At 63.0% G+C, this 23,245-nt stretch carries 20 protein-coding genes; 8 read left to right on the top strand and 12 right to left on the bottom strand.

Annotation, left to right across the window (positions count from 1 at the left end):
• Window positions 1-40: 40 nt before the first annotated feature.
• From J5J83_RS21495 to J5J83_RS21480, 4 genes are all read left to right on the top strand, one after another.
• Window positions 41-682 (top strand): deoxynucleoside kinase, encoded by a 642-nt coding sequence (locus tag J5J83_RS21495; RefSeq protein WP_212352136.1) that lies wholly within the window; start codon window positions 41-43, stop codon window positions 680-682.
• Window positions 683-763: 81 nt separating this feature from the next.
• On the top strand, window positions 764-1,579 hold the full coding sequence (gene panB, locus J5J83_RS21490; RefSeq protein ID WP_212352135.1) for a 3-methyl-2-oxobutanoate hydroxymethyltransferase: 816 nt from the start codon (window positions 764-766) through the stop codon (window positions 1,577-1,579).
• 35 nt (window positions 1,580-1,614) lie between these two features.
• Window positions 1,615-2,442 (top strand): pantoate--beta-alanine ligase, encoded by an 828-nt coding sequence (gene panC / locus J5J83_RS21485; protein WP_212352134.1) that lies wholly within the window; start codon window positions 1,615-1,617, stop codon window positions 2,440-2,442.
• Window positions 2,443-2,564: 122 nt separating this feature from the next.
• Window positions 2,565-3,008 carry a CBS domain-containing protein gene (locus J5J83_RS21480; protein WP_212352133.1) on the top strand — a complete coding sequence of 148 codons (444 nt, stop codon included), beginning with the start codon at window positions 2,565-2,567 and terminating at the stop codon, window positions 3,006-3,008.
• Window positions 3,009-3,102: 94 nt separating this feature from the next.
• On the opposite strand, the gene pepN is transcribed toward J5J83_RS21480, so the two are convergent.
• The 3 genes from pepN to J5J83_RS21465 form a co-directional block, all read right to left on the bottom strand.
• Entirely contained in the window at window positions 3,103-5,787 is a 2,685-nt protein-coding gene (gene pepN, locus J5J83_RS21475; protein WP_212352132.1) for an aminopeptidase N, read from the bottom strand.
• Window positions 5,788-5,917: 130 nt separating this feature from the next.
• Window positions 5,918-6,814: a universal stress protein gene (locus tag J5J83_RS21470; RefSeq protein WP_212352131.1), complete on the bottom strand. Its 897-nt coding sequence runs from the start codon at window positions 6,812-6,814 to the stop codon at window positions 5,918-5,920.
• A gap of 83 nt (window positions 6,815-6,897) precedes the next feature.
• Window positions 6,898-9,612 carry a cation-transporting P-type ATPase gene (locus J5J83_RS21465; RefSeq protein ID WP_212352130.1) on the bottom strand — a complete coding sequence of 905 codons (2,715 nt, stop codon included), beginning with the start codon at window positions 9,610-9,612 and terminating at the stop codon, window positions 6,898-6,900.
• 207 nt (window positions 9,613-9,819) lie between these two features.
• Between J5J83_RS21465 and fusA the strand changes: the two genes are divergently transcribed.
• Window positions 9,820-11,856 carry an elongation factor G gene (gene fusA / locus J5J83_RS21460; RefSeq protein ID WP_212352129.1) on the top strand — a complete coding sequence of 679 codons (2,037 nt, stop codon included), beginning with the start codon at window positions 9,820-9,822 and terminating at the stop codon, window positions 11,854-11,856.
• A 115-nt stretch (window positions 11,857-11,971) separates the two neighbouring features.
• The gene (locus J5J83_RS21455; protein WP_212352127.1) at window positions 11,972-12,235 is read left to right on the top strand and encodes a DUF4212 domain-containing protein; all 264 of its coding nucleotides are present in this window, start codon (window positions 11,972-11,974) and stop codon (window positions 12,233-12,235) included.
• 68 nt (window positions 12,236-12,303) lie between these two features.
• Here the strand turns inward: J5J83_RS21455 and J5J83_RS21450 are convergent, their stop codons facing one another.
• The 3 genes from J5J83_RS21450 to J5J83_RS21440 form a co-directional block, all read right to left on the bottom strand.
• A complete protein-coding gene (locus tag J5J83_RS21450) occupies window positions 12,304-12,714 on the bottom strand; it encodes a hypothetical protein (RefSeq protein WP_212352124.1) in 411 nt (136 codons plus the stop codon).
• A gap of 144 nt (window positions 12,715-12,858) precedes the next feature.
• A complete protein-coding gene (locus J5J83_RS21445) occupies window positions 12,859-14,664 on the bottom strand; it encodes a sodium:solute symporter family protein (protein WP_212352123.1) in 1,806 nt (601 codons plus the stop codon).
• Window positions 14,665-14,675: 11 nt separating this feature from the next.
• A complete protein-coding gene (locus J5J83_RS21440) occupies window positions 14,676-14,930 on the bottom strand; it encodes a DUF4212 domain-containing protein (protein ID WP_212352122.1) in 255 nt (84 codons plus the stop codon).
• A 311-nt stretch (window positions 14,931-15,241) separates the two neighbouring features.
• On the opposite strand from J5J83_RS21440, the gene J5J83_RS21435 reads away from it, so the two are divergent.
• Window positions 15,242-15,700: a universal stress protein gene (locus J5J83_RS21435; RefSeq protein ID WP_249115809.1), complete on the top strand. Its 459-nt coding sequence runs from the start codon at window positions 15,242-15,244 to the stop codon at window positions 15,698-15,700.
• A 94-nt stretch (window positions 15,701-15,794) separates the two neighbouring features.
• Here the strand turns inward: J5J83_RS21435 and icd are convergent, their stop codons facing one another.
• Window positions 15,795-17,039, bottom strand: coding sequence for an NADP-dependent isocitrate dehydrogenase (gene icd / locus J5J83_RS21430; protein WP_212352121.1), 1,245 nt, complete (start codon window positions 17,037-17,039; stop codon window positions 15,795-15,797).
• Window positions 17,040-17,284: 245 nt separating this feature from the next.
• Here icd and aceK point away from each other — a divergent pair, with 245 nt between their 5' ends.
• Window positions 17,285-19,039, top strand: coding sequence for a bifunctional isocitrate dehydrogenase kinase/phosphatase (gene aceK, locus J5J83_RS21425; protein ID WP_212352120.1), 1,755 nt, complete (start codon window positions 17,285-17,287; stop codon window positions 19,037-19,039).
• 22 nt (window positions 19,040-19,061) lie between these two features.
• On the opposite strand, the gene soxB is transcribed toward aceK, so the two are convergent.
• From soxB to soxY, 5 genes are all read right to left on the bottom strand, one after another.
• Complete coding sequence (gene soxB, locus J5J83_RS21420; RefSeq protein WP_212352118.1) at window positions 19,062-20,786, bottom strand: thiosulfohydrolase SoxB; 1,725 nt, start codon at window positions 20,784-20,786, stop codon at window positions 19,062-19,064.
• Window positions 20,787-20,885: 99 nt separating this feature from the next.
• Entirely contained in the window at window positions 20,886-21,503 is a 618-nt protein-coding gene (gene soxX / locus J5J83_RS21415) for a sulfur oxidation c-type cytochrome SoxX (protein WP_212352116.1), read from the bottom strand.
• A gap of 13 nt (window positions 21,504-21,516) precedes the next feature.
• A complete protein-coding gene (gene soxA / locus J5J83_RS21410; RefSeq protein WP_212352113.1) occupies window positions 21,517-22,320 on the bottom strand; it encodes a sulfur oxidation c-type cytochrome SoxA in 804 nt (267 codons plus the stop codon).
• A 107-nt stretch (window positions 22,321-22,427) separates the two neighbouring features.
• On the bottom strand, window positions 22,428-22,739 hold the full coding sequence (gene soxZ / locus J5J83_RS21405) for a thiosulfate oxidation carrier complex protein SoxZ (protein WP_212352111.1): 312 nt from the start codon (window positions 22,737-22,739) through the stop codon (window positions 22,428-22,430).
• A 30-nt stretch (window positions 22,740-22,769) separates the two neighbouring features.
• Entirely contained in the window at window positions 22,770-23,237 is a 468-nt protein-coding gene (gene soxY / locus J5J83_RS21400; protein ID WP_212352109.1) for a thiosulfate oxidation carrier protein SoxY, read from the bottom strand.
• Window positions 23,238-23,245: the final 8 nt, after the last annotated feature.

Raw genomic sequence — 23,245 nt, 5'->3', positions numbered from 1 at the left:
GACCTGCCCTCCACCGTCTCGCACAAGGCACATACCCCACATGCTCGACAAGGCGCGCTACATCGTCGTCGAAGGTCCGATCGGCGCCGGCAAGACCTCGCTCGCAACCCGCCTTGCCCAATACCTGCAGGCAGACACGCTGTTCGAGCAGCCCGAGGCCAATCCCTTTCTTGCGCGTTTCTACCAGAATGCCGAACGCTGGGCGATCTCGACGCAACTGTCCTTCCTCTTCCAGCGCATCGACCAGCTCGCAGCCCTGGCGCAGGACGACGCCGACACACCGCGCATCGTGTCGGACTTTCTCCTCGACAAGGACCCCTTGTTCGCGCGGCTGAACCTTGCCGACGAAGAGCGGGCGCTGTACGAGCGCATATTCGATGCGGTCAAGCCCGCCACACCGCCCAAGCCCGACCTGGTGATCTATCTTCAGGCCCGCCCCGACACGCTGATGGAGCGCATCCGCAAGCGCGGCATGGAGGCCGAGCGGCGCATCACCGAGGCCTATCTGGAACGGGTTGCAGATCACTACGCACGCTTCTTCTATGATTACGAGGCTGCCCCCCTGTTCGTGGTGGACGCGGGCGTGCTCAATCCGGTGGATAGCGAAGCCGACTTCGAACTGCTGGTCGACCGCCTGCGCAACATGCGCAGCTATCGCGAATTTTTCGCCTACGCAGGCTAGGCTGACGGAGCCGATGCTCAATTCCCGCTTGTGCATTGCACCAGTTTGGTGAAAACTGCGCCCTCCTTTCAGGAGCGAACGATGAGCTACCTCCAGGACGAAAAACCAATCACCCTGTTCGAGCTGGGAAAAATGCGCGCCGAAGGCCGCAAGATTGCCATGCTGACCTGCTACGACTCAAGCTTCGCCGCACTGGTGGAGCGCTGTGGCGTGGATACCGTGCTCGTGGGCGACTCGCTCGGAAACGTGCTTCAGGGCCGCAAATCGACGCTTCCGGTGACCCTCGAGCACATGGTGTATCACACCGAGTGCGTCGTGCGCGGCTGCAATCGCCCCTTTGTCATCGCTGACATGCCCTTCGGCAGCTATCATGAGAGTCCGTCGCAGGCCATGCGCAACGCGGCGCGGCTAATGGCGGCAGGGGCGCAGATGGTGAAGCTCGAAGGCGGCGAGTTCATGGCCGAGACGGTGCGCTTTCTGGTCGAGCGTGGGATACCGGTGTGTGCCCATATCGGCCTGACGCCGCAGTCGGTGCATCAGCTCGGCGGTTACCGCGTTCAGGGCCGCAACGAAGCCGGTGCAGCCCGGCTCAAGGCCGACGCCCTTGCGCTAGAGCATGCCGGCGCGGGACTCATGGTCATGGAGATGGTACCGGCCACGGTGGCCGCGGATATCACGTCCATCCTGCAGTCCATGGCCACCATCGGCATCGGTGCGGGCCCTTCATGCGACGGCCAAGTGCTGGTGCTGCACGATCTGCTGGGCATCTACCCGGGAAAGACCGCACGTTTCGTACGCAATTTCATGCTCGGTGCCGCCAGCATCGACGACGCCGTAGCTGCCTACGTCGCAGCTGTCAAGGACGGCAGCTTTCCGGCCGCAGAACACTGCTATTGAGCAGTCCGTCCGCGGAAATTCAGGGGTCTCAAAGCATGCAGATTCATACCACCATCGAATCCTTGCGCGCCGCACGCGCACGCGCCGGCCGCGTTGCCCTCGTGCCCACCATGGGCAATCTGCACGACGGCCACATCGCCTTGATGCGCCAGGCTGGCGAGCACGCAGACAGCGTGATCGCCAGCATCTTCGTCAATCGCCTGCAGTTCGGCCCCAGCGAGGATTTCGACAAGTATCCACGTACCCTCGAGTCCGACTGTGAGAAGCTCGAAGCCGCGGGAGTGAAACATCTGTTCGCGCCGACCGAGAAGGTCATGTACCCCCAGATCCAGCACTACCACGTCGACCCTGCGCCGGCGCAAGTGTCGATTCTCGACGGCGAATTCCGCCCAGGTCATTTCCGTGGCGTGGCGACCGTGGTGCTCAAGCTGCTCAACATCGTGCAACCGGACCTCGCCCTGTTCGGCAAGAAGGACTATCAACAGTTGATGGTGCTGTCGAACATGGTGCGCGAACTGGCGCTGCCGGTGGAAGTCGTGCCCGGCGAGACCGTACGCGCAGCCGACGGCCTCGCACTGTCGTCGCGCAACGGCTACCTGAGTGCGGAACAGCGCGCCGAAGCCCCGTTGCTTTACAGTCTGTTGACGCGGATCCGGGAAGCGGTGCGCGCGGGCGACCACGACTTCCTGAAACTCGAGACCGAAGCCATGAATACGCTCACCGAGCGGGGCTGGAAGCCGGACTACGTGGCCATCCGCCACCGCGCCGACCTGCAGCCGCCGGTCCACACCTGCGACCCGCTGGTCGTGCTGGCGGCGGCGCGGCTGGGGGCCACCCGCCTGATCGACAATCTCGAAATCTGACGCCCGTTGTCATATCAGGGTTCGCCCCCCCTTGCATAAGGGCGCAGAACATTGGAAGCTACACGGACAAGAACGCCTGCCTTGGCGAAATCCCCGCAGCAACCACAGGAGGGACCCCGGAGATGACAACGACCGTAGGACAGATTCTTTCCCAGAAGGGCAACAAGGCGATGGCCGTGCTTCCCGACAGCTCAGTGTTCGATGCGCTGAGCATCATGGCGGAGCATGACATCGGCGCCGTGCTCGTCGTACAGGGGGAGCAGCTGCTGGGCATCTTTACCGAACGGGACTATGCGCGCAAGGTGGTGCTCAAGGGACTCGTGTCCCGCGACGTCAAGGTTCGCGAACTGATGACGCCGAACCCGTGCACGGTGACGCCGTCGTGCACGGTGGACGAGGTCATGCACACCATGACCGAGAACCGCTTCCGTCACCTTCCGGTGGTCGATCACGGCAGGATTGCCGGGATCGTGACCATTGGCGACATGGTCAAGTGTATCGTCACCCAACAGCAGGCCACGATCGAGCAATTGTCCAGCTACATTGCCGGCGACCTCGCCACCTGACTTTCAACCCCTGACGCGCGTCATCGGATCGCACCACGCGCGCGACATCGGGCCCGGCAGTGGACACCGCTTCCGTCCGCTGCCGGGCCGTACTTCAACCCAGTGCCTTTCCCACCACTTCGGCGACGTCGGCCGACAGCTTTTCCGTCGCCAGCACGCGTTCGAGCTGCGGCCGGATGCTTGCCTGCAGCGCAGGGGTGTATCGACGCCAGTTCTCCAGCGCCCGCGCCATGCGCGCTGCAACCTGCGGGTTGGTCGCATCGAGGGCGATGACCTGGTCGGCCCAGAACACGTGTCCGCTACCATCAGCAGCGTGGAATTCGCCGGCATTGGCGCGGAAGAAGGTCCCCAGCAGCGCGTAGACCTTGTTCGGATTGGACAGGCTGAAGGCCGGATCGGCCATCAGCGCGCGCACCTGCTCGACGGTCGGCGCGGCGGCAGCGCTCCAGCGCCATGCCCCCGCCTGCAGCGCAAACCACTTGTCCAACACCAGCGGGTCATTTTGATAGCGCGCATGAAAGTTCTGCAGCGCAGTATCGCGGGCCGCGCCGGCATTCACGGCAAGTGCCGCCAGCGCGCCGAAGCGCTCGGTCATGTTGGTAGCCGCCTCGAAGCGCTGCCGTGCCAGCGCAATCCCGCGTGGATCCTGCGCCGCAGCCAGGTAACGCAGCGCCAGGTTGGCCAGCGCGCGACGCCCGGCGTCGGCGGGATGATAGCGGTAAGGGCCCAGTACCTGCATGGCTTTGAACAAGGTCAGCCACTGCTCGGCCAGCGTACCGCCGAGGTGGCGCGTCAAGGTCACCAGCGCCGCACGCAGCGCCTGCGGGTCGGCCGGACTCATGCGCTCGAGCAGGAAGCCCTCGGTCGGCAGGGTGAGCGCCTGCGCGCGAAAAGCGGGGTCGAGCCGGGCATCCTCGAGCAGGCTGCGGAATGCCGCGACGAAGGCCGGTGGCACCTCGGCCGCGCTACCAGCGGCCAGCGCCAGCACGATGCGCTCGCTGTAGCGCTGCGCGGCGTCCCAGCGATTGAACGGGTCCGAATCATGCGCCATGCGAAACGCCAGGCGGGCGTCATCCTCGTCCACCTCGAGCATCACCGGCGCAGAAAAGCCGCGCAACAGTGACGGTACCGGCTCGGCGGTCAGACCGACGAAGCGGAAGGATTGCGCCTCCTCGGTCAGGGCCAGCACGCGCGTGGCGGCTCCGGGCTGGGCCTCGCCGTCGAGTTGCAGCGGGCAGTCATGCCCGTCGGGGCCGATCAGGCCGAGCGCCACCGGAATCACCAGCGGCAGCTTGTCGTGCTGTCCCGGCGTGGGTGGCGTGTGCTGGGCGAGGTTCAGCGTGTAGGTGCCCGTGCCGGCATCCCAGGCGCAGGTCGCACGCAGGCGCGGCGTACCCGCCTGGCCGTACCAGCGCATGAACTGGTCGAGATCGCGACCGTTGGCCTCGGCCATCGCGTCGACAAAGTCATCGCAGGTGACGGCGCAACCGTCGTGATAGCTGAAGTACAGATCCATGCCGTTGCGGAAGCCTTCCGGTCCCAGCAAGGTGTGCAGCATGCGGATGACCTCGGCCCCCTTCTCATACACCGTGGCGGTGTAGAAGTTGTTGATCTCCTGGTAGCTGTCGGGACGAATCGGATGCGCCATCGGCCCGCCATCTTCAGGAAACTGCGCCGCGCGCAGCACACGGACATCGTCGATGCGCTTCACCGCGCGCGCCGAAGCCGCACCTTCCGGACCGGCCGCACGCGCAAGCATGTCGGCCGAGAACTGCTGGTCGCGGAACACCGTGAGACCTTCCTTGAGCGTGAGCTGGAACCAGTCGCGGCAGGTGACCCGGTTGCCGGTCCAGTTGTGGAAGTACTCGTGCGCCACCACGCTCTCGACGTTCTCGAAATCCGTGTCGGTCGCGGTGTCCGGTTTGGCCAGCACGAACTTGGTGTTGAAGATATTAAGGCCCTTGTTCTCCATCGCCCCCATGTTGAAATCGGCCACCGCCACGATCATGAAGCGGTCCAGATCGAGTTCGAGCCCGAAAGTGGATTCGTCCCAGCGCATCGAGTGGACGAGCGAATCCATCGCATGCTCACAGCGGTCGAGGTTGCCCTCCTCGACCCACACCTGCAGCAGCACCTTGCGCCCGGACGCGGTTTCCACTTCGCGCTCGAGCGCCACCAGCCTGGCCGCCACCAGCGCAAACAGGTAGGACGGTTTTGGAAAGGGATCTTCCCACTTCGCGTAGTGACGCCCTTGCGGCAATTCGCCCTGTTCAAGCAGATTGCCGTTCGACAGCAGGACCGGGCAGGCATCGCGGTCGGCGTCGAGGGTGACGGTGAAACGCGCCATCACGTCCGGACGGTCGGGGAAACAGGTAATGCGACGAAAACCCTCCGCCTCGCACTGGGTAAAATAGCCGCCGTTCGAGAGGTAGAGCCCGGAGAGCGTGGTGTTGGCTTGCGGATTGATCCGGGTGACCACTTCGAGTGTCACCGACCGGGCTTCGCCGGCCACGTCGATCTCGACCAGGTCGCCATGCTCGCGCAGCGCACCAGTGGCCGGCGCTGCGCCGTCGATGCTCAGCGACACGCGCTCCTGCGCCTCGCCCCACAGACGGATCGGACCGTCCGCGACCACGGCCGGGTTGCGCACGCAGACCATGCGGTTGGTGACGATCGTCGCCGCAGGCTCGAGGCGGAAGTGAAGGTCGATGCGCTCGACCACCCAGGCCAGCGGCTGGTAGTCGACGCGTTCAATGGTGGGGGCTTGTTCGGTTCTCATTCTGACTCCGGCGGGGGCAGCTTCTGGCCGCGAAACCGGAAGTGTAAGATGCCCGGGGGCTCATGCCCAACCTCATCGCGAACGCGCCAGTGTGACGAGACGGGCAGGAGACCCGCCCCCGCGCATGTGTTCAACCTAAATCGCGGTCGCTCACCAGCACATCCGCGCTGGACTGGGCAAGGACATGCTTGGTCACGCTGCCCAGCAGCAACTCTCCAAGCAGCCCCAGTCCGCGCTTGCCGATCACGATCAGGTCGCAATCCTGCTCCTGCTCCTGCGCCAGAATCGTGGCGGCCGCATCGCCGTGCAGCACGATGCGACGCACGCCTGCATCCCCCAGTCCCGCTGCATCGACGAGCGCGTTCATTTTCTCCACGGCCTCGCGCTTTGCCGTCACCCGCAAGGCCGCCAGGGCGTCGGCCTCGACCCCGGCGTAGCGCAGCTTGCCTTCGAAGGGCACTTCGAAGGCGTGGAGCAGGATCAGATCAGCCTGCGGCGCCACTGCGCGGGCAAGACGCAACGCGTCGATGGCGCGCGGCGAGAAGTCGACCGGAATCAACACACGTTGATAGCGCTCATGCGGCATCTGCTTCACCACCAGCATGGCTCGCGAGGTCTTGCTCAACATGCGCTCGGTGGTCGATCCGAGCAACCACTCGCGCACCACGCTCGACCCGCGGGCGCCGAACACCAGCAGATCGGCGTCGATGGCATCGGCACAGGCACTGAGCTCGGACAATACCGAGCCGGTAGCCAGATGCATGTCCACCCCGCCGCCGTAGCGCTGGTCGATTTCGTCGACCAACTCGCGGACCTCGCCGCGCACCTCGTCGAGCAGACGCGCGGCGACGTCGCCAGTGCCGGCATCGACCAGGTGCCGCAGGATGTTCAGCCCCCCACCATTGACCACATGGGCGATCGACAGCCGGGCACCGAGCCCGCGCGCCACGATGGCGGCCCTTGCTGCAGCGTGCCGTGCAAAGGCTGAGAGGTCGCTCGCTGCAAGCAATGTGCGAATCGGATGCATGTGTATGTTCTCCATCGTCTCACCCGGTGCATTGCCGGGCTTCCATTCTCTACATGACGCAGCCGTCTCCGGCGCGGTCGGCGTCAGCGTCCCCGCAACAGCACTTTCTCCGCCTCGACGACCAGCAACACGATCACGCCAAAGACCAGGATCCGCATCCATTCATCCGGCCCCAGCGCTTCGGTGCCGAACAGGAGCTGCATCGCCGGAAGGTAGGTAAACAGCGACTGGCAAAGCAACAGCAAGGCGATGGCATAAAGCACGTAGCGATTGCCAAGCATCCCCTCCCGGTTGAGGATGGAGCCGGAAATGCTGCGCACATTGAAGAGATAGAACACTTCGCCGATCAGGATCGCGTTCACGGTCACCGTCCGCGCGGCCGCCAGCCCGGCGCCGCGTGCGAGCTCCCACAGGAACAGGCCCATCCCGCCAGCGACCAGCAAGGCCCCCACGAACACGATACGCCATACCAGGAAGCGGGTCAGCAAGGGCTCTGAAGGACTGCGCGGCGGCCGCAACATGATGTCGCGCTCGGGGGCCTCGAACGCCAGGGCAAGCGATAGCGTGACGGCAGTAATCATGTTCACCCACAGGATCTGCGCCGGCGTGATCGGCATCGTCAGTCCGAGCAGCACCGCCGCCAGGACCATCGCCCCCTGACCGATATTGGTGGGCAGGATGAAGACGATGGCCTTCTTCAGATTGTCATACACCCGCCGCCCCTCCTCCACCGCAGCGGCCACCGAGGCGAAGTTGTCATCGGCCAGCACCATCTCGGCCGCCTCCTTGGCCGCCTCTGTCCCCTTGCGCCCCATCGCCACCCCCACATCGGCGCGCTTGAGCGCGGGCGCATCGTTGATGCCGTCGCCCGTCATCGACACTACCTCGTGTTGTGCCTGCAGCGCCTTCACCAGACGCAGCTTGTGCGCCGGGCTGGCGCGGGCAAAGATGTCCACGCCGCCAACCACGCGGGCAAGCTGCGCGTCGTCGAGTTGCTCGATTTCGACCCCGGTGATGACATGCTCGACCGCAGCCAGTCCGAGCTGCCGACCGATTGCACGCGCCGTGACCGCATGATCACCGGTGATCATCTTCACCCGGATGCCCGCCGAGCGACACTGCGCAACGGCCTGCACGGCCTCCTCGCGCGGCGGATCGCTCAGACCGAGAATGGCCAGCAAGGTAAAACCGCCGGGTTCGACATCGTCGAAGTCGAGCGCATGACGGCGCTCGGCATCGTAGCGCTCGGCAATCGCCAGCAGGCGCATGCCCTGCGCCGCGGCACGTTCGGCGCCACGATGCCAGTACCCGGGATCGAGCGCGCGCTCATGCGCGCCTTCGCGCTGTGTCGCACACAAGGACAGCACACGTTCAGGCGCGCCCTTGAGCAGGATCAGCCCGCCGCCGCGATGATCGTGGTGCAGGGTCGCCATGAAGCGGTGTTCGGACTCGAACGGGATCACGTCCACCCGTGGCAAGGCCTCGCGCTCGAAGGCGGCATCGAGGCCGGCCTTGGCAGCCAGCGTCAGCAGGGCCCCCTCAGTCGGGTCGCCCGTCAGACGCCATCGCGCGTCATCGTCGAGCGCCAGTGCGGCATCGTTACATAACAACGCCGCGCGGCCGACACGTTGCAACAGCGGGTACTCGAGCACATCGAGTTCGCGCCCATCGCGGCTGAAGCCGCCGTGAGGCGCGTACCCCACCCCAGACACCGCAAGCATTCCGTCCCCGAGCAGAACCTCCTGCACCGTCATCTCGTTTCGCGTCAGGGTACCGGTCTTGTCGGTACAGATCACCGTCACCGAGCCCAGCGCCTCGACTGCCGGCAGGCGGCGGATGATGGCATTGCGTCTCGCCATGGCCTGCACCCCGATCGCCAGCGTGATGTTCATGATGGCCGGCAGTCCTTCGGGGATCGCAGCAACCGCGAGCCCGACCGCAGCAAGGAACATCTCGCCCGACGCATAGCCCCGCACCACGACCCCGAAAACATAGGCCGCGAGCGCGATGCCCAGAATGGCCCACGTCAGCACACGGCCGAATCCGGCCAGCTGACGCAGCAAGGGGGTACTGAGTGTCTGCACCTCATCGAGCATCGCACTGATGCGGCCAATCTCGGTCCGCGTCGCCGTCGCCACGACCACACCGACCGCCTGACCATGGACCACCAGGGTGCCCGAATAGGCCATGCAGCTGCGATCGCCGAGCACCGCATTCGCATTCACCGCCGTGATGTGCTTCTCGACCGCGAGCGATTCGCCGGTCAAGGCCGCCTCGTCGATGCGCAGACTGCGCACCTCGAGCAGGCGCAGGTCGGCCGGCACCTTGTCGCCCGACACCAGAAAGACGATGTCACCCGGTACCAGCGTGTCCGCCATCACGTCCTGCCGGTGTCCGTCGCGCAGCACCTGCGCCTGCGGCGAGAGCATGTCGCGGATCGCGTCCAGCGCCCGCTCCGCCTTGCCCTCCTGAATGACGCCGATGACGGCATTGATCAACACCACGCCGAAGATCACGCCAGCGTCGACCGCGTGTCCCAGCAGGGTAGTCACGACGCCAGCCGCAAGCAGCACGTAGATCAGCACATTGTGAAACTGCAGCAGAAAACGCAGCATCGGCCCACGACGGTGCGGTGAAGGCAATGCGTTGGGCCCGTAGCGGGTACGGCGGTGTTCGAGTTCGGCGGCGCTCAGGCCCCGGCCCCGGTTCGCGTCCAGCCTGGCGACGGCGTCAGCGCCAGGACAGGCATGCCAATCAACAGCCTCCCCAACTGAATCAGGTTCGAATCTGACGTTCATCGATGGACATCCCGGACAGGTTCAGTTGCATGGCGCACATGCTTGCACATATCTACATTCAATTTCCGCTTTGGTTCCCGCGCGACACCGTTGATCGCGAAGAATGCCGTATGTGGGACTGTGGCGACCTCGGGCTTGATCCAGCGCATTGCCAAGCGTTCGCCACTGGCGGAAACTTGAGCCATTCGTTCTCCGGAGGAATGCGTCATGACGCCAGAGTCGGTTCACGATATCCGCAATCTCAGCCTGCTCGGCCACGCCGGCTGCGGCAAGACCACCCTGGTGGAGGCGCTGCTCGCCGCATCTGGCGCCATTACCAGTTGCGGCAGCGTGGCGAAAGGCGACACGGTGTCCGACCACGACCCGCAGGAAAAGGCCATGGGGCACTCGCTCAACGCGAGCCTGACGCACCTCGAATGGGCGGGACACTGGATCAACCTGCTCGACACCCCGGGCCTGCCCGATCTGGCCGGACGCGCACTGGCCACCTTGCCGGCGGTGGAAACGGCTGCGATCGTCATTCATGCCGCCACCGGCATCGAAAGCGGCACACGCCGCATGATGGCTGCCAGCGCGGGAAAATGCCGCATCATCATCGTCAATGCGATCGACAGCGCCAGTGCGGACTTTGTCGCACTGGCGCAGGCCATCACCGGGGAATTCGGCAACGAGTGCCTGCCGATCAACCTGCCCGCGGCCGACGGAAACGCCGTTGTCGACTGCTTCTTCACGCCCGACACTGCGCGCGCCACCGCGTTCTCGAGCCCGGCTGCGGCCCATGATGCCATCGTCGACCAGGTCATCGAACTCGACGAGGCGCTGATGGCACGCTACCTCGAGCAGGGCGAAGCGCTCGATCCCGAACAGCTGCATGCACCGTTCGAGCAGGCGCTGCGTGAGGGCCACCTGGTCCCGGTGTGCTTCGTCTCCGCCCGCACCGGTGCAGGCATTCCCGAATTGCTCGACATTCTCGGCCGCCTGATGCCCGACCCGACCGAAGGCAATCCGCCACAGTTCTTCAAGGGCGCCGGCGCCAACGCCGTGGCGGTGACCACCGTCCCCGATACCAGCCTTCACGCCCTGGCGCATGTGTTCCAGGTCAGTAACGACCCCTACCGCGGCAAGATCGCCATGTTCCGCGTTCATCAGGGACAGATCGTCCCTGGCAGCGCCCTCTACATCGGTGACGCGCGCAAGCCGTTCAAGGTTGCTCACCTGCTGCGCCTGCAGGGCCGGAACATGGTCGAGACCCCACGTGCGGTGCCGGGCGACCTGTGCGCCATCTCACGTGTGGATGAGATCCATCGCGATGCCGTACTGCACGACTCCCACGACGAAGACGAGTTTCACCTTGCCACGCCGTCCTACCCGCAGCCCGTGCTCGGCCTCGCCCTGATCGCGCGCAAACCCGCCGATGAGCACAAGCTGGCCGAGGCGCTGGCGCGCCTGACGGACGAAGACCCCTGCCTCGAGGTGAGCTACGACGCGCGTGGTCACCACACGGTGGTGCGCGGGCTGGGCGAACAACACCTCAAGATCGTGCTCGATCAGCTCGCCAACCGCTGGAATCTCGAACTCGACACCGCACCGCCGGCGATTCCCTATCGCGAAACCATTTCGGCGACCGCCGAAGCGCGCTATCGGCACAAGAAGCAGAGTGGTGGCTCGGGTCAGTTCGGCGAAGTCGCGTTGCGGGTGGAACCGCTGGCACGCGGCGGGGGCCTGCAGCTGGCAGACGAAGTCAAGGGCGGCGCGATTCCGACGCACTTCATGCCCGCGGTTGAAAAAGGCGTTCGCCAGGCCCTGGATGACGGGGCGCTTGCCGGCTTTCCGATTCACGACCTGAAGGTCGTCGTCACCGACGGCAAGCACCACGCGGTGGATTCGAACGAAGTGTCGTTTTCCACTGCGGCCCGGCATGCACTGATCGAAGCCGTGCTGGCGGCGAGGCCGCAGATTCTCGAACCGATGCTGGAGATTACGGTGAAGGTCGCCGACGATCGTTTCGGTGAAGTCAGCGCCGAACTTGCCGGCCGGCGCGGACATCTGACCGCGACCGACAGCCCGGCCAGCGGCTGGACGCTGATCTCGGCACGCCTGCCGATGGCGAACATGGATGGATTCGAGGCGCGGCTGAAGGCGATCTGTGCCGGCGAGAGCGAATTCGTCATCAGTGCCGGCGGCTACGAAGTGGTCGCAGCAGAAACGCAGGCACAGCTGCGCCGGGAGCGCACTGCCCAATGAATACATCCGCGCGTGTGATGCGCCACCACCGAATGCCGCCGGCCGCTGGCGCCCGGGCGGCGTCATTGCCCGACCCGCATTCCGCCGCGAGGCACGCATTGCAGACATTGCAGCCATGGAGCTGACCGCGCGCCACCGCGCCTACTGGCGCCGCAACCTGCTGTTAACGGGCACGCTGTTGCTGGTCTGGTTTTCAGGCACCTTCGTCGCCGGCTATTACGCCATCGAACTTAATGAGCTGAGCTTTCTGGGTTTTCCGCTCGGGTTCTATTTTTTCGCACAAGGCGCGTTGATTGCCTACCTGCTGATCATCGCCGCATACGTTCGCATCATGAATCGTCTGGACCGGCGTTACGGTGTATCCGAGCGACGCACCTGACCGTTGTGAGCCACATCGCGGCAGCCGGCACTGTAACCGCCTGCCCGCAGACGTCATCCGCGCGCAGCTTATTGCCCGGGCTTCTCCGCCGCAGACTGGGGCTTGTCACGCTTCTTGATCACCATTGGATGAGCGTGGCGGCTGAGGACGAAATCGGCAAAGAACTTGCACCAGATCGTGCTGCCCGCAATCGCGCTCCAGGTCTCGTAACTCGGCACATCGCCACCGACACCGAAAACAATGTAGAGCACGACCCAACCAATGACGAAGACCACAACGCCGCCAGCGATGAGGTTGATCGCAGCCGCATAGGGCGCAAATTTCTCCGGGTTCGGGGGTGACTCGCCGCGCTTGAGCGCAACCTCGGAAAAATCATGCATCGCCAGGATTCGCCACGTGCGCCGCAGCCAGAAGAAAGCCATCGGAAACAGCGCCAGGAACAGAATCCAGGTCATCGCAACACTTACGTCAAACGCCATCGGGCACTCCTGTTAGCCTTCAGCAGGCAAGTCTGCCTGCAAGGTGCCACAAAACAAAAAACCCCGCCATCGAATCCGGCGGGGTTCCACCTGCACCGCGTGTCCCGGAAGGCCCCACGCGGTGCAGCGTTACTGCAAGCCTGCTTAGTGCGCGCCGTCGACCGCCTTCGAACCACGCGGGATACGAACGCTTTCGACCAGTGCCTGAATGTGCTCGGGCGGCTCCTTGGTCACTTTATCGACCAGGAAGGCAACCGCGAAGTTCACCAGTGCGCCGATGGCGCCGAAGGCTTCCGGCGTGATGCCGAAGAAGGAGTTCGGACCGCCGATCAGACCGGTGAACTCGGTGCCCTTGATGAAGAACAGACCCTTGTGCGCAAACACGTACAGCAGGGTGATGAACAGACCCGACAGCATGCCGGCAATGGCGCCTTCCTTGTTCATCTTCTTGGAGAAGATGCCCATCATGATGGCGGGGAACAGCGAACTGGCAGCAATACCGAAGGCCAGGGCCACGGTACCGGCAGCGAAGCCCGGGGGGTTCAGACCAAGATAGCCTGCGAGCACGATCGCGAAAGCCATGGCGACCTTGCCGACCAGCAGCTCGTTCTTGTCCGAGATATCCGGCGCAATCACGTTCTTCACCAGGTCATGCGACACCGCCGAGGAGATCGCCATCAGCAGACCCGCAGCCGTGGACAGCGCAGCGGCCAGACCACCTGCGGCAATCAGCGCGATCACCCAGTTGGGAAGCAGTGCGATTTCCGGGTTGGCGAGCACGATGATGTCGGGATTGACCGTCAGCTCGTTGCCCTTCCAGCCAGCCGCTTCGGCCTTGGCCTTGGCTTCTGCATTGGTGGTCTTGTCGTTGTAGTACTGGATGCGACCGTCACCGTTCTTGTCCTCGAACTTCAGCAGACCGGTTTGCTCCCAGCGCTTCATCCAGGCCGGACGCTTGTCGGCTTCCAGGCTGGCATCGGCTGCGTACAGGTCACCGTCGGTTGCAACGGCAGAGTTCACCGTCGAGATCAGGTTGTATTTGGCCATGGCCGCAACACCCGGTGCCGTCGTGTACAGCAGGGCAATGAAGACCAGCGCCCAACCGGCAGACGAACGCGCGTCCTTGACCTTCGGCACGGTGAAGAAGCGCACGATGACGTGCGGCAGACCTGCCGTACCGATCATCAGCGACACGGTGTACACGAACATGTTCAGGGTGCTGCCCGGAACAGAGGTGGTGTACTTGCCGAAGCCCAGATCCGTCACCACCTGGTCGAGACGCGTCAGCAGCGACACATCCGTACCGACCAGCGTGCCACCCAGACCAAGCTGGGGCAGGACATGGCCGGTCAGCTGCAGCGAGATGAACAGCGCCGGAACCGTGTAGGCCAGGATCAGCACGACGTACTGGGCCACCTGGGTGTAGGTGATGCCCTTCATGCCGCCGAACACGGCGTACATGAACACGATGCCCATACCAATGTAGATACCGGTATCGTTGGTGACGCCGAGGAAGCGCGAGAAGGCCACGCCCACACCGGTCATCTGGCCGATGACGTAGGTGATGGAAGCGGTCAGCAGGCAGATTACCGCCACCGTGCTGGCCGACTTCGAATAGAAGCGGTCGCCGATGAACTGCGGTACGGTGAATTTGCCGAACTTGCGCAGGTACGGTGCCAGCAGCATCGCCAGCAGCACGTAGCCACCGGTCCAGCCCATCAGGAACAGGCCGCCACCATAGCCCATGTTGGAGATAAGACCCGCCATGGAGATGAAGGAGGCTGCCGACATCCAGTCGGCGCCCGTCGCCATGCCGTTTGCGATCGGGTGAACCCCGCCGCCCGCGACATAGAACTCGCTGGTGCTACCGGCACGCGCCCAGATGGCGATACCGATGTACAGCGCAAAACTCGCGCCGACCACCACATAGGTAATTGTCTGAAGATCCATGTGCTCGCCTCTCAGTCTTCGTGAACGTCAAAACGCTCGTCGAGCTCACCCATCTTCTTCGCGTAGTAGAAGATCAGCACGACGAACACATAAATCGAACCCTGCTGCGCAAACCAGAATCCAAGCGGGTAACCACCCAGATGAATGCTGTTGAGCATCGGCGCGAAGAGAATGCCGGCGCCGAACGAGACCAAGAACCAGATGATCAGGATCTTGGTCAACAGCCCCAGCGTCGCCTTCCAATAGGCTGCACTGTTGTTTTCCATAATGTCTCCTCCGATGAATGTTGCCTGCTTTGCGACCGCACCGGCCGAAAACCGGCCAGCCGACAAAACTGCAGGTGGATTATAGGAACGCGGATCTTACTTCTGGCTTACAAACGGAAACTTGTTTGTCAGGTTTACAAGAGAAAGCATGCCAACCCCGCGAAAATCAGCCCCTGAAGACAAGCGGATACCTGACGGTTTTCTGAACGGGTGCGCGTTCCCGCGCCAAGCAGGCCCCTTACAGGAAAACGCCGATGCACGGCCCCGCGCGCCAGTGCTAGGCTTCGTTCAGTTTTGTGGGCACAGGAGCCATGATGTACAAACATATTCTGGTGGCAGTCGATGACAGCCACACTTCCGGCAGGGCGCTGGACGAAGCCATTTCACTCGCGCGACTGCACAATGCAGTGCTCGAGATCGCGCACGCTGTGGACGAATCGATGCTGCAGTCCTTTTCCAACCACGGGGTGACGCTGATCGATCACGGCAAGATGCAGGACGCCCTCCTCGACGGCGGACGCAATACGCTCAAGGAGGCGGTTGAGAAGGCACGTGCGGCAGGTGTCGAACCACGCGAACGATTCATGGCCGCCGAAGATCTGCACGCGGCGGACCAGATCGCCAGTGCGGTGGAGAAGTCCGGTGCGGACCTGCTGATTGTGGGCTCGCATGGACGCCGCGGCTTCCGGCGCCTGCTACTTGGCAGCGTCGCGGAGAACCTCGTGCGCAAGGTCAATATCTCGGTGCTGATCGTTCGCGGCGAGCACTAGCCACCGTCCGACGCGCCGCGGCCCCGACATCCTCCGCGGATGACGGGCCCGCACGTCACACCGGCCATCGCGGATGACCCACCGGCCGCCGCAACTACATACGCTCAATCATCGCGTCGCCAAAAGCCGAGCAACTCACCTCGGAAGCGCCTTCCATCAGCCGTGCAAAGTCGTAGGTCACCACCTTGTCGCCGATCGCCGCCTCCATTGCATGGATCACGAGATCGGCCGCATCGGTCCACCCCAGATGGCGCAGCATCATTTCGGCCGACAGGATCAGCGACCCGGGATTCACCTTGTCGAGTCCCGCGTACTTCGGCGCAGTGCCATGTGTCGCCTCGAAGCACGCATACTGGTCGGAAATGTTTGCACCTGGCGCAATGCCGATCCCGCCCACCTCGGCCGCCAGCGCGTCGGAGATGTAGTCGCCGTTAAGATTGCAGCAGGCAATCACGTCATACTCGCCCGGACGCAACAGGATCTGCTGCAGGAAGGCATCGGCGATCGCGTCCTTGACGACGATCTCACGACCCGTATTCGGATGCTTGAAGCTGCACCACGGCCCGCCGTCGATCGGCACCGCACCGAACTCGGCCTTTGCCAGTGCGTACGCCCAGTCGCGGAAGCCACCTTCGGTGTACTTCATGATGTTGCCCTTATGCACGATGGTGACGTTGCGGCGGTCATTGTCGATCGCATACCGGATCGCTGCGCGCACCAGGCGGTTGGTGCCCTCCCTGGAGACCGGTTTGATGCCGATCCCGGAGGTATCGGGGAAGCGGATCTTGGTGACCCCCATCTCCTCGGTCAGGAACTTGATGACCTTTTTCGCTCCTTCGGACTCCGCAGGCCACTCGATACCGGCATAGATGTCCTCGGTGTTTTCGCGAAAGATCACCATGTCGACCTTGCTCGGATCCTTCAGCGGCGACGGCACGCCCTTGAAATAGCGGACCGGACGCACGCACTGATAGAGATCGAGCTCCTGCCTCAGCGCCACGTTCAGCGAGCGGATACCGCCGCCGACCGGCGTCGTCATCGGCCCCTTGATCGATACTGAATACGCCTTCAATGCGCCCAGTGTCTCCTGCGGCAACCATTCGTCCGGACCGTAGATGCGGGTGGATTTCTCGCCGGCAAAGACTTCCATCCAGTGGATTTTCTTCTTGCCCCCGTAGGCCTTGGCGACCGCCGCGTCGATGACCTTGATCATCACCGGCGTGATGTCCACGCCGATACCATCGCCTTCGATGAAGGGAATGATCGGATTGTCGGGAATGGCCTGACCCGGAACGATCTTCTGGCCGTCTGCGGGTACCGTGATCCTGGATTCGCTCATTGCTCTTCCCTCACTGTGCTGTGGTTGGAATTGCGGGGCTGCGACCACCGTTGGCGGCGGCAACCCGGACGGGCGGTCCAGGCGGAAATGCCGGCCGCTGAGCCACCGGTCAATTGATTATGGACGAACTCGGCGAGGTTCGGAAGAATCGGCGACGCGGCCCGCGGCGACACTGAATGCTAGAATCGGCAGCAGTTTCCGGCCCCGAGCCGGCGAGCACGACCTCACCTCATGAGGGTTCTGAAATGGATTCTTCGGGCAGCGAGAACCCGGTTGCGCAAGCCATCGCGCAGACCCTGATCGAAGGCTTCAACAAGCATTACCGGATCTTTCGCGAGACGTCGCGCCGGGCCAAGGACATGTTCGAGTCCGGACAATGGCAGGCGCAACTCGATGCCGTTCGCGAGCGCGTGCAGTTCTACGACGACCGCGTCGACGAAACCGTTCGCCGACTTCACGAGGAGTTCGACGCCGACTCGCTCGACGACGCGACCTGGCAGCAGGTCAAGCTCCACTTCATCGGCATGCTGATCCGGCACAAGCAGCCGGAGCTTGCCGAGACCTTCTTCAATTCGGTGTGCTGCAAGATCCTGCATCGGACCTATTTCAACAACGATTACATCTTCGCCCGTCCGGCCACCTCGACCGAGTACATCGAATCGTATCCGCCGGTCTATTCGAGCTATTACCCGCAGGACGGCGGACTGCGCGCCACCCTGAAACGCATCGTCGAGGACTTCGACTGGCAACGGCCCTTCGACGACCTCGACCGCGATGTCGGCCTCGTCCTGCGCGCAGCGCATTCACATCTGGGCAAGTGGCCCGAGATGGAAGTGAACTGCCAGATCCAGGTGCTGTACGCCGCCTTCTATCGCAACAAGACCGCCTATATCATCGGCAAGGTCGTCAACGGCTACCAGGACGACCCATTCACACTGGCCATACGCCACAACAGCGCCGGCAAGCTCTACATCGACACGCTGATCCTCGACCCGTGGCGCATCTCGGTACTGTTCTCGCTGTCTCGCGCCTATTTTCTGGTCGATATGGAGGTGCCCTCGGGATACGTGCAGTTCCTGCGTTCAATCCTGCCGCACAAGCCACGCAGCGAGTTGTACACCATGCTCGGGCTGGGCAAGCAGGGCAAGACCATCTTCTTTCGCGACCTCCTTGCCCACCTGCGTCACTCCAACGACCGCTTCATCATTGCCCCCGGCATTCGCGGCATGGTGATGCTGGTCTTCACGCTGCCGTCCTACCCCTATGTGTTCAAGATCATCAAGGATGTGTTCGGCGCGTCGAAGAACATGGATCGCGCCACCGTCAAGCGCAAGTACCTGATGGTCAAGCACGTCGACCGGGTCGGGCGCATGGCGGACACGCTGGAGTTCTCCTACGGCGCGCTGCCGCGGTCGCGCTTTCATCCCGAGCTGCTCGACGAGCTTGCCCGGCTCGCCCCCTCCTCGTTCGAGATCGACGGCGAGTCGATCGTGATCAAGCACCTGTACATCGAGCGCAGGATGACGCCACTCAACATTCATCTCGAACAGGCAAACGACGAGGACGTGGAAGAGGCGGTGCGCGAGTACGGCAACGCCATTCGCGAACTGGCCATCGCCAATATCTTTCCCGGCGACATGCTGTGGAAGAATTTCGGCGTGACCCGTTACGGGCGGGTCGTGTTCTATGATTACGACGAAATCGAGTACATGACCGACATGAATTTCCGCCACATCCCCCCGGCCCCCTACGAAGAGATGGAGATGGCGGCCGAGCCCTGGTACTCTGCGGCACCGATGGACGTCTTTCCGGAAGAGTTCGCCACCTTTCTGCTCGGGGCGCCGCGTGTGCGCAGGGCCTTCCTCAAATACCACCGCGAGCTGCTCGCCCCTGAATTCTGGCGCAAGGCGCAGGACAGCATCCGCAGCGGCCACGTGGAGGATTTTTTCCCCTACCCGCAGGCGCTGCGCTTGTGCAATCTCTACCCCGGCAGGCAGTGAATGATCGAGGCCTCCCGCGGCGTCAGACAGCCACGCCCGGATTGCCCCCCATGCCCTTGAGCGTGGGCAGATTGAGCGGACGTTGCGAAATCACCTTCTGTCCGCGAAGGTAGTTGGCCACCACATCCCATACCGCCGGACCGGCATCTTTAGCGGCCTCGGACACCGGCGCCCAGCCGGCGACCTTGTAGGTCTTGCCGGGCTCGATGCGCTTGCCCGCGAGCATCATGTTGTCGATGCGCTTGCCCATGCCGGCGTTCGGGTCGCAGCTGTACTGAAGTCCGCCGACCCGCACCATGTCGCCGCCCTGCTGATAATAGGGATCGGGGTTGAACAGGTTGTCGGCCACGTCTTCGAGCACGGTCTTGATCATCTCGCCGCTCATTTCCGTCACCGTGGTCCACGGATAGGTGATGGCCGTCTGATCGAGCAGATGCTCCATGGTGATGGTGTCGCCGGGCAGCAGCGAGGTCCCCCAACGGAAGCCTGGCGAGAACGCGATCTCGGCCCCCTTCTCCGCGATCAACGCATCGACCAGCAACTGATCCCAGGAGCCGTTGAAGTTGCCGCGCCGATACAGCATACCCTCGGTGACCGCGAGCTTCTCCGACAGTTTTTCGATGAAGGGGGCGCGTACCTTGTCGATGAAAGCAGCCATTTCCTTGTCGGCGGCAAGCATGTTGGCGAATACGGGCAACAGCTTGTAGCGGAAATCCACCACCTTGCCGCCACGCACATCGAAGTCCATGACGCCGAGGAACTTGCCATTCGATCCGGCATTGGTCACCAGCGTCCTGCCGCCGGGATTGCTGACCACGGTGGGCGCGGGCATGCCATCGTGCGTGTGTCCGCCGAAAATGGCATCGATACCGGTCACCCTGCTGGCGAGCTTGAGATCGACATCCATGCCGTTGTGCGAAAGCACGACGACGACTTGGGCGCCTTCCGCGCGCGCGGCATTGACGGCCTCCTGCATGCCCTGCTCCTGGATGCCGAAACTCCAGTTCGGCGTCATCCAGCGCGGGTTTGCAATTGGCGTGTAGGGGAAGGCCTGACCGACGATCGCCACTGGAACGCCGTTGATATTCTTGATCACGTAGGGCTTGAACACCGGATCCTCGAAGTCGGTGGTCCGTACGTTCTGCGCCACGATATCGATCTTGCCGGCAAAGTCCTTCTCTTCGATCTCCTTCACCCGCTCGGCGCCGTAGGTCGATTCCCAGTGCAGCGTCATCACATCCACGCCCAGCAGCTTGCATGCGTCGACCATGTCCTGAGCATTGGTCCACAGTGCAGTACCCGAGCCCTGCCACGTGTCGCCGCCATCAAGCAGCAGCGCACCCGGGCGACTCGCCTTCATTTTCTTGACCAGCGTGGACAGGTGCGCAAATCCGCCCACCTTGCCGTAATGCCTGGCAGCCTCGACGAAATTGAGATAGGTGAAGGCGTGCGCCTCCGCACCACCGGGCTTGATGCCGAAGGTCTTGAGAAACGTCTCGCCAACGACATGGGGTGCCTTGCCGAGCATGTCACCGACCCCGAGGTTGACGTTCGGTTCGCGGAAATAGATCGGCAGCAACTGCGCATGACAATCGGTCATGTGCAACAGGCTGACATTGCCGAACTTCGGCACATCGTAGAGTTTGTCTGCGGCCTTCTCTGCGCTCGCAATATCGCTGTGCAGTGTCATTCCACCGGCAGCGGCAACAGCCAGAACCTGGAGAAACTCGCGGCGATTCATGCTCATGGTCTGAATCCTTTCGTCATGCAAAATGGGCGGGCAACGGCAATGCGGGCGAAAAAATGGCCCGGCCGTGTCACGGACCGGGCCGGACGGGAGAACGTTTCAGCGCTTGTTGACCGGGGAAGCCGGATCGAACAGATAGGCCATCAGATGCCTGATCTGATCTTCGGTCAGGATGCCCGCATCACCATTGCGAGGCATGTTGCTGCAGGCGTTATACGCCTTGGCATTCCACAGCTTGCCCCAGGTGTATTTGACGATCTCATCCGAATTGCCGCGCACCTTGCCGTACTCGAGCAGGCTGGGGCCGATCGTGCCGTAGGAGATCTCGTGATGCGAAAGCTGGTGGCAGTTGTAGCAGCCGCCGCCATTCTCGGCGCCAGCCTTGTCGGTCCAGGTCAGGCCTCGCCCGCTGATGGCGATCTTCTCGCCCTCCTTCCAGTCACCAAAATACTTGCCGTCGGCAGGCCACTTGATGGTTTTCATCTGTTCGGCCTCGATCTGCTTCATGACGTCGGCCGAGGGCGGTTTGGCCTGCGAGCAGGCCTGCTGGAAATCGAGCTGCAGCATGCGGTAGGTCTTGGCGATGCCGTGGTCCTTGAAGGAATCCTTCATCATCTGCCGCGCACGGATGTCGAGTTCTTCCGGGCTGGTTGCATGGGCAGGTATCGACAGCACTGCGACGGCAAGGGCCAGGGGCGCAATCAGTATTCTATTCATGGCTCGTGTCTCCTCAGCGCTTCAGTCCAGGGGTCATCACCTCGCCGCCATTCGCTTTTGCCGCCATGTAGACCGACAGCGCGATGGTGACATCGGATGCATAGATGGGTTCTGCGGTCCGCTGCTGGCGGAAACAGTCGTTCAGGCGGTGCTGCATGGTCCAGAACTGACTGTTCGACACCCGGTAGGCTGGCCAGCTGCCCCAGCCTGCCGCGGCCCCCTCATGCTTGGTGAGATTGGGCAGGTCCTGCAGACGGATCCGCTTGCCATCCTCGCCATGACAGGTGGCGCAGGAAAAGTCCATCGGCCCGGTGCGATAGTAGAAGGCACGCTCGCCCAGAGCATAGAGTTCCTTCATCTGCGGGTTCGTCATATCAACCCGGACCTTGTCGCCCTTGGAATGTGTGACCACGTAGGCCACCAGGGCGGCCATAGTCTTGCGCTCGCCGCTGTTGAACTTGCCGTCGATGACGAGCTTGGGGTCGATGCCCTGCAAGGTCTGCATGCAGGTCAGCAGGCGCGACTCCAGATCCTGTACCCTGCCGGTATCCTTGAAGAAGCGCGGCATTCGGGCTGACGCGCCCTTCACCACGCCCGGCCCCATACCCAGGTCGCATTTTTCAAGCGTTGCTTTCATCGGCCCGCGTGGCGTCTTCCACAGCTCTTCGCCTTCCATCTCGAAAAGCTCCGACGGGTTGCCATCGGCGATCATCTCGCGATACTTGGCAATGTCGTCGGCAGTGGACTGCGCAACTGCGGTCCCGTGCGACATCACGAGCGCTGCCACAATTGCGATCGGTTTGAGTGCATTCCTCATCGTCTCTCTCTCCTCCGAGGATGGGGCGTTCGTATTCTTGTTCAACGGCGGTGTACCCCGGAAACCACCGCGCCCGGCCAACGATGCAGGCGGGCTGCAAGAAAAGTTCAGGAAATCTGAACCTCGTCGGCGCGGCTTTCGCCCTTATTGTCCGTCCACCCCACGGTCACCTTGTCGCCCTTGGCGCCACCCTTGAACTTGAAAGCAAGGTAGGGGTTGGTCGACACCGAGGGACCGAACTGGGCAGAGAGCACGACCTTGTCGTTGTGCTTCGCGGTCAGTTCGGTAATGAAATGCGCCGGGATGAGTGCGCCGGAGGCGTCCTTGCGCTGCCCGGTTTCCATGACATGAGACATCAGCACGCGAACTTCCGTCACACCATCCTTGGCGGACGCGCGAATACGCATTGGATTTGCCATTGAGAATTCTCCTTTGTTCCAGTCCGTGACTCAGCCGCCGCAGCCGCCGAGGGTAACCTTGACTTCTTTCTTGCTCATGTAGAACTTGCCGTCGGCCTTGACCACCGCATAGATGTCCGAGGTCTGCCCCATCTTGACCCGCGTCTGCACGTCGGCGATGGTGCCCTCGGGAATGTCGAACGTGGCGGCCAACATGTTCGGGTTCTTCTCGATCATGATCGAGATCTGCTCGGTCTTGGGCAGATTGCTGACGACACCGACCGGTACGACGGCGCCATTTTCTGCGATATCCGGCGCGGCGATCTGGACGTCGGCACTCTCTGCCGGCTTGCCCGCCCCCATTGCGGCCATTGCGGCATCGAGGCTCTTGGCATCGAATGCTCCCTTGTTCCAGGCTGCCTCGGCCAGTTCGGGCCGGATCAGGCCTGCGGCCACCAGCAGACCCAGCATGCCGAGACCGCCGCCCGCCTTCAGGGTATCCCTGCGTTGAATGTTCATCCCGTCTC

The sequence above is a fragment of the Azoarcus sp. L1K30 genome (assembly GCF_018122735.1).
GTDB lineage: Bacteria > Pseudomonadota > Gammaproteobacteria > Burkholderiales > Rhodocyclaceae > Parazoarcus.
This window is presented reverse-complemented; position numbering and strand designations above follow the sequence as displayed.

Bases quoted from the DNA above. Each gene is read 5' to 3' on its own strand.
- J5J83_RS21495 (WP_212352136.1), top strand. From the start codon at position 41: ATGCTCGACAAGGCGCGCTACATCGTCGTCGAAGGTCCGATCGGCGCC.
- panB (WP_212352135.1), top strand. From the start codon at position 764: ATGAGCTACCTCCAGGACGAAAAACCAATCACCCTGTTCGAGCTGGGA.
- panC (WP_212352134.1), top strand. From the start codon at position 1,615: ATGCAGATTCATACCACCATCGAATCCTTGCGCGCCGCACGCGCACGC.
- J5J83_RS21480 (WP_212352133.1), top strand. From the start codon at position 2,565: ATGACAACGACCGTAGGACAGATTCTTTCCCAGAAGGGCAACAAGGCG.
- pepN (WP_212352132.1), bottom strand. From the start codon at position 5,787: ATGAGAACCGAACAAGCCCCCACCATTGAACGCGTCGACTACCAGCCG.
- J5J83_RS21470 (WP_212352131.1), bottom strand. From the start codon at position 6,814: ATGCATCCGATTCGCACATTGCTTGCAGCGAGCGACCTCTCAGCCTTT.
- J5J83_RS21465 (WP_212352130.1), bottom strand. From the start codon at position 9,612: ATGAACGTCAGATTCGAACCTGATTCAGTTGGGGAGGCTGTTGATTGG.
- fusA (WP_212352129.1), top strand. From the start codon at position 9,820: ATGACGCCAGAGTCGGTTCACGATATCCGCAATCTCAGCCTGCTCGGC.
- J5J83_RS21455 (WP_212352127.1), top strand. From the start codon at position 11,972: ATGGAGCTGACCGCGCGCCACCGCGCCTACTGGCGCCGCAACCTGCTG.
- J5J83_RS21450 (WP_212352124.1), bottom strand. From the start codon at position 12,714: ATGGCGTTTGACGTAAGTGTTGCGATGACCTGGATTCTGTTCCTGGCG.
- J5J83_RS21445 (WP_212352123.1), bottom strand. From the start codon at position 14,664: ATGGATCTTCAGACAATTACCTATGTGGTGGTCGGCGCGAGTTTTGCG.
- J5J83_RS21440 (WP_212352122.1), bottom strand. From the start codon at position 14,930: ATGGAAAACAACAGTGCAGCCTATTGGAAGGCGACGCTGGGGCTGTTG.
- J5J83_RS21435 (WP_249115809.1), top strand. From the start codon at position 15,242: ATGATGTACAAACATATTCTGGTGGCAGTCGATGACAGCCACACTTCC.
- icd (WP_212352121.1), bottom strand. From the start codon at position 17,039: ATGAGCGAATCCAGGATCACGGTACCCGCAGACGGCCAGAAGATCGTT.
- aceK (WP_212352120.1), top strand. From the start codon at position 17,285: ATGGATTCTTCGGGCAGCGAGAACCCGGTTGCGCAAGCCATCGCGCAG.
- soxB (WP_212352118.1), bottom strand. From the start codon at position 20,786: ATGAGCATGAATCGCCGCGAGTTTCTCCAGGTTCTGGCTGTTGCCGCT.
- soxX (WP_212352116.1), bottom strand. From the start codon at position 21,503: ATGAATAGAATACTGATTGCGCCCCTGGCCCTTGCCGTCGCAGTGCTG.
- soxA (WP_212352113.1), bottom strand. From the start codon at position 22,320: ATGAGGAATGCACTCAAACCGATCGCAATTGTGGCAGCGCTCGTGATG.
- soxZ (WP_212352111.1), bottom strand. From the start codon at position 22,739: ATGGCAAATCCAATGCGTATTCGCGCGTCCGCCAAGGATGGTGTGACG.
- soxY (WP_212352109.1), bottom strand. From the start codon at position 23,237: ATGAACATTCAACGCAGGGATACCCTGAAGGCGGGCGGCGGTCTCGGC.